General features: G+C 62.4%; 15 protein-coding genes and 1 pseudogene. 9 read left to right on the forward strand and 7 right to left on the reverse strand.

The genetic code is table 11. From position 1 onward, the window contains the following. Positions 1–104 precede the first annotated feature (104 nt). The 3 genes and pseudogenes from hrpB to F2982_RS09165 all read left to right on the forward strand — a co-directional run bounded on the left by hrpB (position 105) and on the right by F2982_RS09165 (position 4534). Positions 105–2566, forward strand: a pseudogene (gene hrpB / locus F2982_RS09155) (ATP-dependent helicase HrpB). Between the two features lie 10 nt (positions 2567–2576). After that, positions 2577–3887, forward strand: coding sequence for an ActS/PrrB/RegB family redox-sensitive histidine kinase (locus F2982_RS09160; RefSeq protein WP_025555308.1), 1311 nt, complete (start codon positions 2577–2579; stop codon positions 3885–3887). Between the two features lie 71 nt (positions 3888–3958). Continuing rightward, complete coding sequence (locus tag F2982_RS09165; RefSeq protein ID WP_025555307.1) at positions 3959–4534, forward strand: ActR/PrrA/RegA family redox response regulator transcription factor; 576 nt, start codon at positions 3959–3961, stop codon at positions 4532–4534. Between the two features lie 2 nt (positions 4535–4536). On the opposite strand, the gene F2982_RS09170 is transcribed toward F2982_RS09165, so the two are convergent. Next, positions 4537–5031, reverse strand: a complete 495-nt coding sequence (locus F2982_RS09170; protein WP_112717972.1) for an MmcB family DNA repair protein — start codon at positions 5029–5031, stop codon at positions 4537–4539. 180 nt (positions 5032–5211) lie between these two features. Here F2982_RS09170 and F2982_RS09175 point away from each other — a divergent pair, with 180 nt between their 5' ends. Continuing rightward, the gene (locus F2982_RS09175; protein WP_025555305.1) at positions 5212–5898 is read left to right on the forward strand and encodes a L,D-transpeptidase; all 687 of its coding nucleotides are present in this window, start codon (positions 5212–5214) and stop codon (positions 5896–5898) included. An 85-nt stretch (positions 5899–5983) separates the two neighbouring features. Here F2982_RS09175 and F2982_RS09180 read toward each other — a convergent pair whose 3' ends face one another. The 6 genes from F2982_RS09180 to hslV all read right to left on the reverse strand — a co-directional run bounded on the left by F2982_RS09180 (position 5984) and on the right by hslV (position 13169). Then, on the reverse strand, positions 5984–8146 hold the full coding sequence (locus tag F2982_RS09180) for a malate synthase G (protein WP_203429878.1): 2163 nt from the start codon (positions 8144–8146) through the stop codon (positions 5984–5986). Between the two features lie 89 nt (positions 8147–8235). After that, entirely contained in the window at positions 8236–9636 is a 1401-nt protein-coding gene (locus F2982_RS09185) for a cytochrome P450 (RefSeq protein ID WP_203429879.1), read from the reverse strand. A gap of 51 nt (positions 9637–9687) precedes the next feature. Next, the gene (locus tag F2982_RS09190; protein ID WP_130282899.1) at positions 9688–10632 is read right to left on the reverse strand and encodes a DUF1402 family protein; all 945 of its coding nucleotides are present in this window, start codon (positions 10630–10632) and stop codon (positions 9688–9690) included. 188 nt (positions 10633–10820) lie between these two features. Then, the gene (gene hslU / locus F2982_RS09195; protein WP_025555301.1) at positions 10821–12128 is read right to left on the reverse strand and encodes an ATP-dependent protease ATPase subunit HslU; all 1308 of its coding nucleotides are present in this window, start codon (positions 12126–12128) and stop codon (positions 10821–10823) included. Beyond that, on the reverse strand, positions 12125–12652 hold the full coding sequence (locus F2982_RS09200; protein ID WP_246777530.1) for a GNAT family N-acetyltransferase: 528 nt from the start codon (positions 12650–12652) through the stop codon (positions 12125–12127). Before F2982_RS09200 ends, hslU begins: the two co-directional genes overlap by 4 nt. Continuing rightward, positions 12639–13169, reverse strand: coding sequence for an ATP-dependent protease subunit HslV (hslV, locus tag F2982_RS09205; protein WP_025555299.1), 531 nt, complete (start codon positions 13167–13169; stop codon positions 12639–12641). Before hslV ends, F2982_RS09200 begins: the two co-directional genes overlap by 14 nt. Before the next feature lie 177 nt (positions 13170–13346). On the opposite strand from hslV, the gene hisB reads away from it, so the two are divergent. From hisB to hisF, 5 genes are read left to right on the forward strand one after another with little or no spacing between them, the layout of a single operon-like run. Continuing rightward, positions 13347–13955, forward strand: a complete 609-nt coding sequence (gene hisB, locus F2982_RS09210; RefSeq protein ID WP_025555298.1) for an imidazoleglycerol-phosphate dehydratase HisB — start codon at positions 13347–13349, stop codon at positions 13953–13955. A 24-nt stretch (positions 13956–13979) separates the two neighbouring features. Further along, positions 13980–14465, forward strand: coding sequence for a DUF2628 domain-containing protein (locus tag F2982_RS09215; protein WP_203429880.1), 486 nt, complete (start codon positions 13980–13982; stop codon positions 14463–14465). Beyond that, the gene (gene hisH, locus F2982_RS09220; RefSeq protein WP_203429881.1) at positions 14465–15115 is read left to right on the forward strand and encodes an imidazole glycerol phosphate synthase subunit HisH; all 651 of its coding nucleotides are present in this window, start codon (positions 14465–14467) and stop codon (positions 15113–15115) included. Before F2982_RS09215 ends, hisH begins: the two co-directional genes overlap by 1 nt. Positions 15116–15142: 27 nt before the next feature. After that, positions 15143–15892, forward strand: a complete 750-nt coding sequence (gene hisA / locus F2982_RS09225; RefSeq protein WP_203429882.1) for a 1-(5-phosphoribosyl)-5-[(5-phosphoribosylamino)methylideneamino]imidazole-4-carboxamide isomerase — start codon at positions 15143–15145, stop codon at positions 15890–15892. After that, on the forward strand, positions 15889–16677 hold the full coding sequence (gene hisF / locus F2982_RS09230) for an imidazole glycerol phosphate synthase subunit HisF (protein WP_025555294.1): 789 nt from the start codon (positions 15889–15891) through the stop codon (positions 16675–16677). Before hisA ends, hisF begins: the two co-directional genes overlap by 4 nt. Positions 16678–16687: the final 10 nt, after the last annotated feature.

Below are 16687 nucleotides of genomic sequence, written 5' to 3' on the forward strand. Positions count from 1 at the left end.
GACTTGCCACAGCGGCTTGCGGAATGGCATCCGATCGCTAATTTCGCGCCAATAGTCCCGCGCACCGCAGCCTTGCACCGCGCCTGAAACGATCGCTGGAGAGAATGGATATCGCTTCCCTGCCGGTACTGCCGGCTTCCCATGTGCTTGCCGATATCGGGCGGCGCTCGAAAGCCAGCGGCGTGCAGTACTGTCTGCCCCGCCGGGCGCGGGCAAGACGACGCTGGTGCCGCTTTTTCTGCTCGCGCAGTCCTGGCGTGGCGACGGCAAGATTATCCTGCTCGAACCGCGCCGGCTTGCAGCCCGCGCTACGGCGAGCCGAATGGCCTCGCTGCTCGGCGAAAGCGTCGGCCAGACCGTCGGCTACCGCATGCGTCTCGACAACCGCGTCTCGGCCGCGACGCGGATCGAGGTGGTGACCGAGGGCGTGTTTGCCCGGATGATTCTCGACGATCCCGAACTCTCGGGCGTCTCGACCGTCATTTTCGACGAATTCCACGAGCGGTCGCTGGATGCCGATTTCGGGCTGGCGCTGTCGATCGACGTGCAGGGCGCATTGCGCCACGATCTGCGGATTCTTGTGATGTCCGCGACGCTCGATGTCGAGAGGGTCGCTACGCTGCTCGATAATCCCCCCATTATCGAAAGCATGGGACGGAGTTTTCCGATCGATATCCGCTATCAGGACCGGCCGGCCGGCGAGCGGATCGAGGACGCGGTGACCAAGGCGATCCTCGAATATCATGCCAAAGAGACCGGCTCGATCCTCGCCTTCCTGCCGGGGCAGGCGGAAATCCTGCGGACGACCGAGCGGCTGGAGGGACGGCTTGGCGCCTCGACCCTGATTGCGCCGCTCTATGGCAATCTCAGCCAGAAGGAACAGGACGCGGCGATCAGGCCGGCGGCGGCAGGGACGCGTAAGGTGGTGCTGGCGACTTCGATCGCCGAGACCTCGATTACCATCGACGGTGTGCGGATGGTGGTCGACAGCGGGCTGCAGCGGCTGCCCGTCTTCGAGCCGTCGACCGGGATCACCCGGCTGGAGACGGTGCGGGTATCACGGGCTTCGGCCGATCAGCGGGCCGGACGCGCCGGACGAACCGAACCTGGCATTGCGCTGCGCCTCTGGCATCAGGGGCAGACGGCCGCCCTTCCCGCCTTCACCCCGCCGCAAATCCTCTCCAGCGACCTTTCCGGGCTGGTGCTCGATCTGGCGCATTGGGGCGTGCAGGACCCGAAGACACTTGCCTTTGTCGATCAGCCGCCGGCGGCGACACTTGCCGAGGCACGGTCGCTGCTGATCGATCTCGGGGCGCTCGCCGCCGACGGCAGCCTGACCGAGCGTGGGCGGACCATGCGCGAGATGGCGCTGCCACCGCGGCTGGCGGCGATGGTGGTTTCGGCCGGTGAACATGGCGACGCCCGCGAGGCAGCGCTGCTTGCGGTGCTGATGACAGAACAGGGATTGGGCGGCGCCAGCATCGATCTCGAGGAGCGGCTGCGCCGGTTCAAGACGGAGAAGGGCGAGCGGGCGGAATCCGCCCGGCGGCTGGCGCAGCGGCTGGCAAGCGGGCTCGACAAGGTGAAACCGACGGCCTCGCCAACGGCCGGGCGGCTTCTGATTCACGCCTTTCCCGATCGCATCGCCCTGCAGCGCGGCGCGCGGGGCCGCTATGTGATGGCAAATGGCCGCGGCGGCGAGCTGGCGGAAACCGAGCGGCTGGCGGGCAGCCAGATGCTTGTGATTGCCGACCTGACGGGGCGGGCGGCGCAGGCTCGCATTCTTGCGGCGGCCGAGATTACGCGCGGCGATGTCGAGGCGGAGCTGCCCGGGGCGATCAAGACGGGCGAGCAGACCTATTTCGATCTGCCGAGCCGGCAGGTGCGGGCACGCAAGGCGACACGGCTCGGCGCCATCGTCTTCGAGGAGACGCCCCTTCCCCGGCCAAGCGGCGCGGCGACAGCAAAGGCGCTCGCCGACGGCATCCGGCAGCTCGGGCTTGCAACCCTCCCCTTCTCCAAGGAAGCGGCTCAGCTTCGCGAACGGATCGGCTTTCTCTACCGGACGATCGGCGAGCCATGGCCCGACATGAGCGACGAAGCGCTGCTCGAGCGGCTCGACGACTGGTTCGTGCCGTTCCAAGCGGATGTGCGTGGTATTGGCGATATCAGCGCCGGATCGCTGTCGAACGGGCTGATCAGCCTCGTTCCCCATGCGCTGCAGCGCGACCTGGCAAAACTGGCGCCGACGCATTTCGAGGCGCCGACCGGGCAGCGCCATCCGATCCAATATGACGGTGAAGAGCCGTTGCTGACGATCCGGGTGCAGGAGCTGTTCGGGCTGAAGGATCATCCGACGATCGGCGGCGGGCGATTGCCGCTGCTGCTCGAACTCACCTCTCCCGCCCACCGGCCGATCCAGACGACGCGCGACCTGCCCGGGTTTTGGGCGGGCTCCTGGAAGGACGTGCGCGCCGAGATGCGCGGACGCTATCCGCGGCATCCCTGGCCGGAGCGGCCGGAAGAGGCACCGCCGACGACACGCGCCAAGCCGCGTGGTACATAAGGACATGACGATGGTAGATGACGCCGACAGCAAGACGCAGGAAGACAGACACAGCAGCCGACGGCTTCGCCTGCAGACGATCGTGAGGCTGCGCTGGCTGGCGGTCGCCGGTCAGGCGGTGACTGTTTTCATCGTTGCCTTCTGGCTGAAATTTCCCCTGCCGCTGATTGCCAGCTGCTCGCTGATTGCAGCACTTGCCTGGGTCAACTTCTACCTGACGATCCGCTACCCGCCGACGCACCGGCTGGAGGCGCCGGCTGCCTTTGCTCTGCTGGGGCTCGATCTGCTGCAGCTATCGGCGCTGCTCTTCATTACCGGGGGGCTGGCGAACCCGTTTGCGGCGCTGGTCTGCGTGCCGGTCATCATTTCCTTTGCCTCGCAGCCGATCCGCTACAGCACGGCGCTGATCCTGTTTGCGATGGTCTGCATCACCATCCTCGCCTTCTCGCCCTTCCCGCTTCCGTGGTTCGATGGCGTGGAGATCAATGTGCATAATGTCATGCAGTTCGGCGTCTGGTGCTCGATCGCCTCGACCATGGCCTTTGCCGCCTTCTATGCCTATCGCGTATCGATGGAAGCGAGTCAGCTGGCCGATGCGCTCGCCGCCACCGAGCTGGTGCTGCAGCGGGAGAAGCATCTGTCGCAGCTCGATGGTCTTGCCGCAGCGGCGGCCCACGAGCTCGGCACGCCGCTCGCGACAATCAGCGTCGTTGCCAAGGAGATGGAGCGCGAACTGAAGGATGACGACCGGTTCCGCGAGGACGTGCAGCTGTTGCGCAGCCAGAGCGAACGGTGCCGCGACATCCTGAAACGGCTGACCAGCATGTCGACCGAGGGCGATGCGCATATGCGCCGCCTGCCGCTGTCGTCGATGATCGAGGAGATTCTCGAGCCCTATCGCGAGTCCCAGATCGCGCTGGAGCTGATCGAGAAAAGCCCGCGCAAGGGCGAACCGGTGACCGAGCGCAATGCCGGCATCCTTTATGGCCTCGGAAACCTGATCGAGAACGCCGTCGACTATGCTCGCGAGAAAGTGACCATAACCGTCGAACATGACCATCGTCGTGTCCTGATCGTCATAGAAGACGATGGCAACGGCTATGCGCCGGACATTCTGACACGGATCGGCGAACCCTACGTGACCAAGCGGCAGAAGGAAGATACGGCGGGAGGCCTGGGACTTGGGCTTTTCATCGCCAAGACGCTGCTGGAGCGCTCCGGCGCCGCACTGGTCTTCGAGAACCGCGAACCGGAAGGCGCGGGCGCCCGTATCCGCGTCGAGTGGCCGCGCATGCTGATTGACGCGCATTCGACAAAGTGACTTTATCGGCCTAATGAAGTTTTGAGCAATCGACCGATATTCAGGGCGGGGAACCGCCGGGATCAGAGACAATGACGGAACAAGACAGCGAAACCCTTGCCATCGGCGAACACGACATCGGCCCGGATGCGAGCCTGCTTATCGTTGATGACGACGGCCCGTTCCTGCGCCGCCTGGCGCGGGCGATGGAGACGCGGGGCTTCCACGTGGAGACGGCGGAATCGGTTGCCGAGGGCGTGGCCAAGTCCAAGGCCCATCCGCCGAAATATGCGGTCGTCGACCTGCGGCTCGGCGATGGAAACGGACTGGACGTGATCGAGGCGATCCGCCAGCGCCGCGACGACACCCGCATCATCGTTCTGACCGGCTACGGCAATATCGCGACGGCGGTAACGGCCGTGAAGCTCGGTGCCGTCGATTACCTGGCTAAGCCTGCCGACGCCGACGACGTGTTTGCGGCGCTGACGCAGCGGCCGGGCGAAAAGGCCGAACTGCCTGACAATCCGATGTCGGCGGACCGCGTTCGCTGGGAGCATATCCAGCGGGTCTACGAGATGTGCGAGCGTAATGTTTCGGAGACCGCTCGCCGGCTCAACATGCATCGCCGGACCCTGCAGCGCATTCTCGCCAAGCGCGCCCCGAAGTAAGCTCAGACGTCGTCGATGGCGAGCGGCTTGCCGTTCGCCCATTCGGCCATCATCAGCCGCTGGGCGGCAGCGCGCGAGAAATTCAGCATGACCGATTTGCGGGTGGCGGGCGCCAGCTTGTGTTCGGGCGCTTCGCGGATCATGTGCGCGCCGTAACCATCCGAAAGAAACAGGCCGCAGTCCTCAGGGAAGATATCCAGGGGCACATCCTTGTGGGTGGCGAAGAACAGCCGGTCGCAATGGGCGCGATATTCCGGCCACTTGCGATCGACGCGAAAGTCCTCGATCGACGTCTTGATCTCGATGATCCAGATTTCGCCCTTGTCCGATACCGTGATCAGGTCAGCGCGCCGACCGCTTGCCAAGGGCAACTCGGGAAGCAGGGCATGGCGCATCTCGTGAAGTAAAATCTGAGTCCCGCGGCGCACGAGCATAGCTCTGTCCGATTGCCGGCCATCTATTAACGGATTGTTATTGTAAACACTCAAAATCGTCATGGATAACCGTGGGGAGAGGGTGCTTGTTGTTGCAAAAAAGCCATGCGCTTTTAATTTGCCGCTGCGGGTAACTTTTGTCGCGATGCAGCATCTTGCAAAGCCGAAGTTAATCGAAAATAAACCATAATCAAAGATGGTTCGAAGCATCCTCCCACATTGCCCAAAACTTAAGAGACATCCATGCGCATCCGCAATGCATTCCCTGTATTCGGCCTGATGGCAACACTCGCCCTGGCCGGTTGCTCTACCAGCACCGAAAGCGCTTCCGTCGAAGACAAGGCTGCTGCTGGCCCGACTGTTCAGACGGCACAGATTTTCGATGACGCCTACGGCGTTACCTCGGATGCTGGATACTCGCTCCCCGCAATCCCGATCCAGCGCGTGAAGCCGGAATTCCGCCGCCAGATCGTCAGCTACCAGACGGATGAGCGTCCGGGCACGATCATCGTCAACACCCGCGAGCGCCACCTCTACTACATCCTGCCGGGCGGCAAGGCGATGCGTTACGGCATCGGCGTCGGCAAGGCCGGCTTCGCATGGGCCGGCACCGCATACGTTGCCTGGAAGCAGGAATGGCCGAACTGGCACCCGCCGAAGGAAATGGCCGTTCGCCGTCCCGAAATCGCCAAGTATGTCGAGAACGGCATGGAGCCGGGCCTGACCAATCCGCTCGGCGCCCGCGCCATGTACCTCTTCAACGACAAGGGCCAGGACACGCTGTTCCGGCTGCACGGCACGCCGGAATGGGCTTCGATCGGTACCGCCGCTTCTTCGGGCTGCATCCGCCTGATGAACCAGGACGTCATCGACCTCTACAGCCGCGTCCGTCCGGGCCGTTCGACCTCGAAGGTCATCGTTATCCAGTAAGCTATTTGCCCTATACGGCATGAAAAAGGCCGCCGGAGAGCTCCTCCGGCGGCCTTTTGTTTGGCGGTTAAAGCTGAGGCTGGGGTTAACCGGCCTTCAGCTCCAGGCGGCGGCGGTGCAGGACCGGCTCGGTATAGCCGTTCGGCTGCTCGCGGCCCTTGAGCACGAGATCGACGGCGGCCTGGAAAGCGATGGACCGGTCGAAATTGCCGGCCATTGGTGTGTAGGCGGCATCGCCGGCATTCTGCTGATCGACGACGGCGGCCATGCGCTTCATCGTTTCGATGATCTGCGGCTCGGTGACCACCTTGTGATGCAGCCAGTTTGCCATGTGCTGGGCGGAGATGCGCAGCGTCGCGCGGTCTTCCATCAGGCCGACATTGTTGATGTCGGGAACCTTGGAGCAGCCGACGCCCTGATCGACCCAACGCACGACGTAGCCGAGGATGCCCTGAGCGTTGTTGTCGAGTTCGCGCTGGATTTCCTCTGGCGTCCAGTTGGGGCGCGGCGCGACCGGCACCGAGAGGATGTCGGAGAGCTTGGCGCGCGGGCGATCCTTCAGGCCGCGCTGAACGTCGGCGACGTTGATCTTGTGATAATGCGTCGCGTGCAGGGTCGCAGCCGTCGGCGACGGCACCCAGGCGGTGTTGGCGCCGGCCTTCGGATGGGCGATCTTCTGCTCCAGCATCGCCGCCATCAGGTCCGGCATGGCCCACATGCCCTTGCCGATCTGGGCGTGGCCGGAGAGGCCGCATTCGAGACCGATATCGACATTCCAGTTTTCGTAGGCCGAGATCCAGGCCGCCTGTTTCATGTCGCCCTTGCGGATCATCGGGCCGGCTTCCATCGAGGTATGGATTTCGTCACCCGTGCGATCGAGGAAGCCGGTATTGATGAAGACGACGCGCTCTGCCGCAGCGCGGATGCATTCCTTGAGATTGACCGTCGTGCGGCGCTCTTCGTCCATGATGCCCATTTTCATGGTGTTCCTGGGCATGCCGAGCAGCTCTTCGACGCGGCCGAATATCTCGACGGCGAAAGCAACTTCTTCCGGTCCGTGCATCTTCGGCTTGACGACATACATCGAACCTTCGCGCGAGTTCTTGCGGCGGCCCTTCGGGCCGACGTCATAGAGCGCAATCAGGCCGGTGATGACCGCATCCATGATGCCTTCAGGCACTTCGTTGCCATCGCGATCGAGAATGGCGGGATTGGTCATGAGGTGGCCGACATTGCGCACCAGCATCAGCGAGCGGCGGTGCAGCTCGAAGGTCGATCCATTCGGCGCGGTGATATCGGTGTCGGGATTGAGCTTGCGGATGAAGGAGGAGCCGCCCTTGGTGACTTCCTCCTGCAGGTCGCCCTTCATCAGGCCCAGCCAGTTCCTGTAGACGACGACCTTGTCTTCGGCGTCGACAGCCGCGACCGAATCCTCGCAGTCCATGATCGTGGTGATCGCCGATTCCAGCCAGACGTCGGAAATATTCGCGGGATCGGCCTTGCCGATCGCCGTTCCGGCATCGATGACGATTTCGATATGGATGCCGTTGTTCTTGAGAAGGACATGCGTCGGAGCGGCTGCGCTGCCACGGTAGCCGGCGAAATGTGCGGCATCCTTCAGCGGCAGGTCCTCACCGTCGACATCGGCGATCGCAAGCTTCGCACCGTCGATCTTCAGGCTTCCGACATCCTTCCAGGAACCGCCCTCAAGAGGAACCGCGCCGTCGAGGAAGTCGCGAACCCAGGCGATGACCTTTTCGCCGCGCTTCGGATTATAGCCCCTGCCCTTTTCGGCGCCATCGGTTTCCGGAATGGCATCCGTGCCGTAGAGCGCATCGTAAAGCGAGCCCCAGCGCGCATTGGCGGCGTTCAGCGCATAGCGGGCGTTCATGACGGGAACGACGAGCTGCGGGCCGGCGATCGAGGCGATCTCGGCGTCGACATTGCTGGTCGAGACCTTGAAGTCCGATCCCTCGGGCAGCAAGTAGCCGATCTGCTTCAGAAAGGTCTGGTAGGCGTCGAGATCGGCAGGCGCGCCGTTCTTCCGATACCAGCCGTCGATCTCGGCCTGCAGCCTGTCACGCTTGGCAAGCAGCTCCCGGTTCTTCGGCGCCAGATCGTGGACGATCTTCGAGAAGCCGGCGAAGAAGGTTTCGCCATCCACCTGAAGGCCCGGAAGTGCCTCCTTGACCAGGAAGTCGTGAAGGACGGCTTCGATCTGGAGACCCTGCTTTTCAACTCTACTCATGTGATGTTCCTCCGGCGGACGGCATACGTTTCATGCTGCCACTTTGCGCGGCTTTCATTCATAGTCAATTCTGCAATAGTTAGAAAGATTTATGCCTGACCGGAAAGAGTGCGGGGCGTGACCCGCATCGGCAGGCCATTCTGCGGCTGCGTCGTCAGTTTCTGCACCGGCCAGGGATTGGTTTTCTCGGTAATATCGAAGCGGAAACGCTTCATCAGCACCGCCAGCGCGATGACCGCCTCCTGCAGTGCAAAGGTCGCGCCGATGCAGACGCGGGGACCGGCGCCGAACGGCAGGAATTGGAAGCGGCCGATCTTGCCGCGGTTTTCGGGCAGGAAGCGCTCCGGCATATAGGCCCGCGGCTTTTCCCAATAGAGCTCGTGGCGATGCAGCGTCCACGGCATGATCAAGACCGTCATGCCGGCATGGATATCGACACGCTCGCCCTTGGCATCGGTCCAGCTGTCATCGGCGATTGCGGCACGGTTGATCGAGGGTGCGGGCGGATAGAGCCGGAGCGCTTCCTCGAAAGCAGCCCTCGTCACCGGCATCAGATCGAGCCATTCGACGGGCTCCGCAACGCCGGCAAGAACGCGATCGATCTCCTCCTCCATCGCGTCGCGGATATGCGGGCTGTTGGCGATGCAATAGAGCGTCCAGGCGAGCGCGCGGGCCGTCGTCTCATGCCCGGCGCCGATGAAGGTCAGGATATTGTCCTCAATCTCCTCGTTCGTCAGGCCATCGGGACCCGCCTGCTCGAGCAAAAGCGTCAGGAAATCCTCGGGGGCAGCGGCGCGGTCGGCGCGCATCTGCTCAAGGCGCAGATCCATGGTCTTGTGGACCATGCTGCGGAATTGATCGAGGATCTTCTGGCCGCCGATGCGGGTCACGCGCGGCACCCAGGACGGCGCGCGCATCAGATCCATCGGATCGACGCGGCCCATGCGATGCAGCAGCGCATTGACGTCATCGGCGAAATTGTCCGACGACGAGGCGATCTCGCCGGAAAACAGCGTGTCAGCCAATATCGCGAAGGTGAGCTCGGTCATATCGGTGGCGATATCGAAGCTGCCGCCGTCGTCGTACTTTTCAGCGTAGAGCTCGGACTGATGCAGCATCTGCCCCGCAAAACCCTTGGCGTGCCGCGGGGTGAAGACCGGTGCCACCGCCTTGCGCGAGCGCTTCCAGACCTGGCCTTCGGCGGTCAGCAGACCATCGCGCAGGATCGGCCGCAGTACCAGCTGGCGGATATCGGACATCCGGTAGTTCGAAGCATTGTCGACCAGCACATATTTGATGAGGCCGGGATCATTGACGATGATCGTGCTGTCGCGGAAGAAACGCGTCTTGATCCAGGGCAGCGTGTAGGACGGCTCGCCCCACAGCTCCAGCGGATTGCGCAGGATGGTCCGGATGATTTCCAGCCGCGACGGCGGCACGGTGCGCGGCACCGGCGCGGGTGGAACGAAGGGATCAGGACGCATGTCCATGATATTGCAGCCTTTCGTGGAAGATTTACGCCTTCCCGGCAAGGCAGAAGATTAGTTGAGGGCCTTCAACTCGTCCAGCTTGTCGTTGATCAGCCAGCCGTAATAGTTCTCTTCCGGCCAAACTGTCGCACCGCCTTTGTTCTTCGCGGCGAGTGCTGCTGCGCGCTGGCGGGAGTTGCCGACATTGTAGAGGGTCGCCGTCAGGCCGGGATTATCCGAGATATCCATGCCGGCAATCCGCTTGTAGTCGTCGATCGAGGTTCTGACCGATGCCGCGACGAAGGCCAGAGAAATATCCGGCTGCATGATCGCCTTGTAGACGCCGCTGGCATCCTTCTCGCTGAGCTTCGGATAGCCCGAAACACGGGTGACGAGATCGGACAGCATCAGCGCCGTCAGCGGATTGATCTGGCCAAGACCGAAGGTCTGCCCGGCATAGAAAGGCTGGAAGAATACCGCGCTGAAGCGATTGTCGGGAAACTTCTTGCCGCCGACCGTCTTGCCGCGGAAGTCGGTTTCCCAGACATCCTCGCGGCAGCTCCAGAGCTGGTAGGAATCGCTCTTGCCGTTGCATCCGGCAAATTCCGGGCGGTCGATGAAGGTGTCGACATCCTCGCCATCATAGGCAAAGCGGAAGCTTTCACCGGCATAGGAGGCAGCCTTGACATAGTAAGACTGCAGGCGGTCATAGGCGTCGACATTGTAGGTGTGCTCACCGACCAGCGCGCCGATGATGTGGATCGGCTCGATGCCGTAGGCGGCCGCCGTCTTGCGGATCTTGCCCATCAGCTCGTGATCGCTCGACAGGAGCTCGTAGACCTTCTCATACTTACGGTCGAAGGTGGTCTTGGTACCCTTGGTACGGCGGACGGAAGCGCCCGGGATCGGCGGCTGCTCAACGTTGCGGTTGCCCGGCGGCACCGTCTGCATGGCATAGGCCGGTGCCGAAGTGAAAGCCGCAACGGCAATGAGAAGGCATGTCAAAAGGCGTCGCACGATCCGCTATCCTGTCGAGTTCATGGTCCCTGGCTGCGAGCGCGTGACTGGACCACAATCTTGTCCGAATAAAGCCCGCGCCAGCAAAGAAAACGGGCCTTTCACTAGAAAGTAAAAGGCCCGCTGTCGAGGGTTTGATCATCAAAATCTCTTGCGCGGAACGCAAAGCATTTCGCGCATTGAGAAATTTAAAGGATGAAGCGCGAGAGGTCGGTGTTGTTGGCGAGATCGCCGACATGCTCCCGGACGTAATTCGCGTCGATGGTCACGGCACTGCCGCCGCGATCCGGCGCGTTGAACGAGATTTCGTCCAGAACGCGCTCCATCACCGTCTGCAGGCGGCGGGCACCGATATTCTCGACCGTCGAGTTCAGATGAACCGCGACGTCAGCCAGCGCATCGATCGCATCGTCGGTGAAGTCGAGGCTCAGTTCCTCGGTCTGCATCAGCGCGCGGTACTGGCGGATGAGGCTGGCCTCGGTTTCCGTCAGGATACGGCGGAAGTCTTCCTTGCTGAGCGGACGAAGCTCGACGCGGATCGGCAAGCGGCCCTGCAGTTCCGGCAGAAGATCCGACGGCTTGGCGACGTGGAAGGCGCCCGAGGCGATGAACAGGATATGGTCGGTTTTGACGGGACCATATTTCGTCGAAACCGTCGTTCCCTCGACGAGCGGCAGAAGGTCGCGCTGCACGCCTTCGCGGGACACGCCGGCACCCATGCCGCCATCACGGGCGGCGATCTTGTCGATTTCGTCGAGGAAGACGATGCCGTCGTTCTCGACCGAGCGAACAGCCTCGCGCTGGATGACTTCATTGTCGATCAGCTTGTCGGATTCATCGCGGATCAGATCGGTATAGGAGGCCTTGACGGTCGTGCGGACCTTCTTGGTGCGGCCGCCCATGGCCTTGCCGAACATATCGGAGAGGTTCAGCACGCCGATATTGGCCCCCGGCATGCCGGGAATTTCGAAACCGCCCATGCCCGAACCGGTATCGGCAACCTCGATATCGATTTCCTTGTCGTCGAGCTCGCCACTGCGGAGCTTCTTGCGGAAGCTGTCGCGGGTCGCGGGCGATGCGGTGGCGCCGACCAGCGCATCGAGCACGCGCTCTTCGGCGCTCATATGCGCCTTGGATTCGACTTCGGCGCGCTTCTTGTCGCGCACCAGGCCGATGCCGATCTCCACGAGATCGCGGATGATCTGCTCGACATCGCGGCCGACATAACCGACTTCGGTGAATTTGGTGGCTTCGACCTTGATGAAGGGTGCGCCGGCAAGCTTGGCGAGACGGCGGGAGATTTCGGTCTTGCCGACGCCGGTCGGGCCGATCATCAGGATGTTCTTCGGCATGACTTCGTCGCGCAGGCTCTCATCGAGCTGCTGGCGGCGCCAGCGATTGCGCAGCGCAATTGCCACCGCGCGCTTGGCGTCGTGCTGGCCGATAATATGACGGTCGAGTTCGGATACGATCTCACGGGGAGAAAAGTTGGTCATTGCAAATCCGTTTCCTGGTTTGCGTCCAGCACCATGAAATGGGCGGGACCATAGATGGATGTTCTTGTGTCGAGATAGCGAAAGCCGGCTTTCTCATAGGCGCGGATTGCCGCGTGGTTTTCCGGATGCGGATCGATGACGATCCTTTTCGTGCCTCCGGCGAAAAGCTCAGACGCGATCTGGCGAATGATCGCGCTGCCGTGACCTTTGCCGATCAGCGCCGGGATGCCGATGGAAATATCGAGCCCGAGCGTGCCTTTCGGCTGGTCCTGATAGGGATGACCGTCTTCGAGATGCGGATCGTAATGCTGGAGATAGGCGATCGGCCGCCCTTCCAGCTCCACGATCATTGGCCGCGTCTCGATGCTCTCGACCGCCTCTAAGATTTCCTGTGCACTCGCCTGCGGATCCCCGTCCCACCATTTCGCAACATGCGGCTCGGCGAGCCACTGTCCCAGCAAGGAAAGGTCCCTGCCCTCGACGTCTCGGAAATAGTAGCGGGTTCCGTCCTCAGGCATCGGCATCAAGCGTTTCGACGATGATGTTGTGATTGGTGTAGACGCAGATATCGGCTGCGATATCGAGCGCCTTGCGGGCCACCTCTTCCGCCGACTTGTCGGAATCGAGCAGGGCAAGCGAGGCTGCGAGCGCGAAATTGCCGCCCGAGCCGATCGCCATCGTGCCGTGTTCCGGTTCCAGGACGTCGCCATTGCCGGTAACGGCAAGCGTCACGGTCTTGTCGGCGACGAGCATCATGGCTTCGAGATTGCGCAGGTACTTGTCTGTGCGCCAGTCCTTGGCGAGCTCGACGGCTGCGCGCATGAGCTGGCCCGGATATTGTTCCAGCTTCTTCTCGAGGCGCTCAAGTAGCGTGAAGGCATCGGCGGTGGCGCCGGCGAAACCGGCGATGACTTCGCCACCTTTGCCGATACGCCGAACCTTGCGGGCATTGCCCTTCATGACGGTCTGGCCAAGGCTCACCTGACCGTCGCCAGCCATGACCACCTTGCCGCCTTTTCGAACTGTAATAATCGTTGTCATAAAACATCCTTGCCCGGGGCCGGGCGGTTTTGCGCGGGCCGCTCACCGGCCCTGTTGAGCCCTATGTAAGTGGGCTTCCGCCGATTGCAAATGGTGCGGTTTTTCTGCGGCCACGCTTCTGGATATTTTAGGGAACGCCTGATATGGAACCGGCGTCATTCCCGATGGAGCAGCCAGATGGCCGAGACCGCAGCAAGCCGCACGGGCGCCGTTTCCCGCAAGACCAACGAAACTTCGGTTTCGGTTTCGGTCAATCTCGACGGCACCGGCAAGTCGAAGATTTCGACGGGCGTCGGCTTCTTCGACCATATGCTCGACCAGCTGTCACGACATTCGCTGATCGATATGGAGATCGAGACCAAGGGCGACCTGCATGTCGACGATCATCATGCCGTCGAAGACACCGGGATCGCGATCGGCCAGGCCATTGCGAAAGCGCTCGGCGATCGCCGCGGCATCACCCGATACGCCTCGATCGACCTGGCGATGGACGAGACGATGACGAAGGCCGCGCTCGATCTTTCCGGCCGTCCCTTCCTCGTCTGGAACGTCTCCTTCAGCGCGCCGAAGATCGGCACATTCGATACCGAACTGGTCCGCGAATTCTTCCAGGCGCTCGCGCAGAACGCCGGCATCACCTTGCATGTACTCAACCATTATGGTGCCAACAATCACCATATTGCAGAGACCTGCTTCAAGGCCGTTGCCCGCGCGCTGCGTACGGCGACAGAGATCGATCCGAGACAGGCGGGCCGTGTTCCCTCGACGAAGGGCACGCTCGTCTGAGCCCCTTCAGGGAGCGTGACGACATTGACTTCCAGCTATCTGTTTCTGACTGCCCCTGACGGAGCGGATGCCAGCCACGAAAAGACGCGCGTCATCCGCGACGGCTTCACGTTTCTGGGTTTCTTCTTTCCATGGCTCTGGCTGCTGGCGCACCGCCTCTGGCTGCATGCGATCGTAGCCTTTCTGGCGCAGGCAGTCGGCGGCGTGCTTATGGAGCGCCAGGGTCTTTGGCCCGCGGGCTTTGCGCTTTCTCTCGCTGCCAGCCTGATCGTTGCGCTCGAGGGCCAGAATTTCCGCATTCGCAACCTCGCCTCCAAGGGCTGGAACGAAAACGCGGTCGTCTCGGCCGATTCCGTCGACGAGGCGGAAGACATCTATTTTTCCGATATCGAGACCATTACGCAAGAAGATGGCGTGCCGGCACCGGAATGGGAGCGACATCAACGCTCCACCGGCCGCCACGGCAACACCACCTCGCTTGGTCTCTTTGGTTTTGATGGAGGACGCTGATGCGCGTCGCAATTATCGACTACGGTTCCGGCAATCTGCGCTCGGCAACAAAAGCCTTTGAACGCGCTGCCCGCGAGGCGGGCATCGACGCCCATATCGACCTGACAGACAAGGCCGAAGCCGTTGCCTTGGCTGATCGCATCGTCTTGCCCGGCGTCGGCGCCTATGCCGATTGCCGCCGCGGTCTCGATGCCGTGCCCGGCATGGCCGAGGTGCTGATCGAGGCGGCGGAGAAGAAGGCAAAGCCCTTCCTCGGAATCTGCGTCGGCATGCAGCTGATGTCGTCGCGCGGCCTTGAAAAGACGGTGACGCAGGGCTTCGGCTGGATCCCCGGCGACGTCAAGGAAATGACCCCTGACGATCCCTCGCTAAAGATTCCGCAGATCGGCTGGAATACACTCGATCTCCGGCATCCGCATCCGCTCTTCGACGGCATCCCGACGGGTGCCGACGGACTGCACGCCTATTTCGTCCATTCCTACCATCTCGATGCCGAAAACGCTTCGGATGTGATCGCCACGACCGACTACGGCGGCCCGATGACCGCCTTCGTCGGCCGCGACAACATGGCCGGCGCGCAGTTCCATCCGGAAAAGAGCCAGAAACTCGGCCTCGCCCTGATCACCAATTTCCTGCGCTGGAAGCCATAAGGCTCGCGCGAAGCAAGGACAGACATCATGATCCTCTTTCCCGCCATCGACCTGAAGGACGGCCAGTGCGTCCGCCTGAAGCTCGGCGATATGGACCAGGCGACGGTCTACAATCCGGACCCGGCAGCGCAGGCCAAAGCCTTCGAGGACCAGGGCTTCGAATGGCTGCATGTCGTCGATCTCAACGGCGCTTTTGCCGGTGAAAGCGTCAACGGCGCTGCCGTCGATGCCATCCTCAAGGCGACGAAGAACCCGGTGCAGCTCGGCGGCGGCATCCGCACGCTCGATCATATCGAGAGCTGGCTGTCGCGCGGTTTGGCCCGCGTCATTCTCGGCACGGTCGCGGTTCGCGATCCGGCGCTGGTCATCGAGGCCTGCAAGGCCTTTCCTGGCCGCGTTGCGGTCGGCATCGATGCCAAGGGGGGCAAGGTTGCTGTCGAGGGCTGGGCCGAGGCCTCGGAGCTCGGCATCATCGAGCTTGCCAAGAAGTTCGAAGGCGCCGGTGTTGCCGCCATCATCTATACCGATATCGATCGCGACGGCATCCTTGCCGGCATCAACTGGACTTCGACGCTGGAGCTTGCCGAAGCCGTATCCATCCCGGTGATCGCTTCGGGTGGCCTCGCCTCTATCGCCGATATCGAGCGCATGCTGCAGCCGGATGCCCGTAAGCTGGAAGGTGCGATTTCCGGCCGCGCGCTCTATGATGGCCGTATCGACCCGGCAGAAGCGCTTTCGCTGATCAAGGCGGCCCGCGCCAAGGAGATTGCACAATGACGCTGAAAGCTCGTGTCATCCCATGCCTCGACGTCAAGGACGGCCGCGTCGTCAAGGGCGTCAACTTCACCAATCTCATCGATGCCGGCGATCCGGTGGAAGCGGCGAAGGCCTATGATGCGGCCGGTGCCGACGAGCTCTGCTTCCTCGACATCACCGCTTCCTCCGACAATCGCGACACGATCTTCGACGTCGTCTCGCGCACTGCCGAACAGTGCTTCATGCCGCTGACCGTCGGCGGCGGCGTTCGCACGATCGCCGATATCCGCAAGCTGCTGCTCTGCGGCGCCGACAAGGTCTCGATCAATTCGGCGGCGGTCAACAATCCTGATTTCGTCGCCGAAGCCGCCGACAAGTTCGGTGACCAGTGCATCGTCGTATCGATCGATGCCAAGCGACGCCGTACGCAGGCCGTCGGCCAGGACAATCTCAGCGCCTGGGAGATCTACACGCACGGCGGCCGCAACGCGACCGGCATCGATGCGGTCGAATTCGCGCAGAAGATGGTTGCCCGCGGCGCCGGCGAACTTCTGGTCACCTCGATGGACCGCGACGGCACGAAGATCGGCTACGATCTGGAGCTGACACGGGCGATCGCCGACAGCGTGCGCGTTCCCGTCATCGCCTCCGGCGGCGTCGGCAATCTCGACGATCTCGTTGCCGGGGTGAAGGATGGCCATGCGACGGCCGTGCTTGCCGCCTCGATCTTCCATTTCGGCACCTATTCCGTCGGCGAGGCAAAGCGCTATATGTCATCCCACGGCATTGCGATGCGGCTCGACTGAGTGAAAGCGA

Source organism: Rhizobium sp. BG4 (assembly GCF_016864575.1).
GTDB lineage: Bacteria > Pseudomonadota > Alphaproteobacteria > Rhizobiales > Rhizobiaceae > Rhizobium.

What these genes read in the sequence shown, in the direction of transcription:
- F2982_RS09160 (WP_025555308.1), top strand. Translation starts at nt 2,577, where the DNA reads ATGGTAGATGACGCCGACAGCAAGACGCAGGAAGACAGACACAGCAGC.
- F2982_RS09165 (WP_025555307.1), top strand. Translation starts at nt 3,959, where the DNA reads ATGACGGAACAAGACAGCGAAACCCTTGCCATCGGCGAACACGACATC.
- F2982_RS09170 (WP_112717972.1), bottom strand. Translation starts at nt 5,031, where the DNA reads ATGACGATTTTGAGTGTTTACAATAACAATCCGTTAATAGATGGCCGG.
- F2982_RS09175 (WP_025555305.1), top strand. Translation starts at nt 5,212, where the DNA reads ATGCGCATCCGCAATGCATTCCCTGTATTCGGCCTGATGGCAACACTC.
- F2982_RS09180 (WP_203429878.1), bottom strand. Translation starts at nt 8,146, where the DNA reads ATGAGTAGAGTTGAAAAGCAGGGTCTCCAGATCGAAGCCGTCCTTCAC.
- F2982_RS09185 (WP_203429879.1), bottom strand. Translation starts at nt 9,636, where the DNA reads ATGGACATGCGTCCTGATCCCTTCGTTCCACCCGCGCCGGTGCCGCGC.
- hslU (WP_025555301.1), bottom strand. Translation starts at nt 12,128, where the DNA reads ATGACCAACTTTTCTCCCCGTGAGATCGTATCCGAACTCGACCGTCAT.
- F2982_RS09200 (WP_246777530.1), bottom strand. Translation starts at nt 12,652, where the DNA reads ATGCCGATGCCTGAGGACGGAACCCGCTACTATTTCCGAGACGTCGAG.
- hslV (WP_025555299.1), bottom strand. Translation starts at nt 13,169, where the DNA reads ATGACAACGATTATTACAGTTCGAAAAGGCGGCAAGGTGGTCATGGCT.
- hisB (WP_025555298.1), top strand. Translation starts at nt 13,347, where the DNA reads ATGGCCGAGACCGCAGCAAGCCGCACGGGCGCCGTTTCCCGCAAGACC.
- hisH (WP_203429881.1), top strand. Translation starts at nt 14,465, where the DNA reads ATGCGCGTCGCAATTATCGACTACGGTTCCGGCAATCTGCGCTCGGCA.
- hisA (WP_203429882.1), top strand. Translation starts at nt 15,143, where the DNA reads ATGATCCTCTTTCCCGCCATCGACCTGAAGGACGGCCAGTGCGTCCGC.
- hisF (WP_025555294.1), top strand. Translation starts at nt 15,889, where the DNA reads ATGACGCTGAAAGCTCGTGTCATCCCATGCCTCGACGTCAAGGACGGC.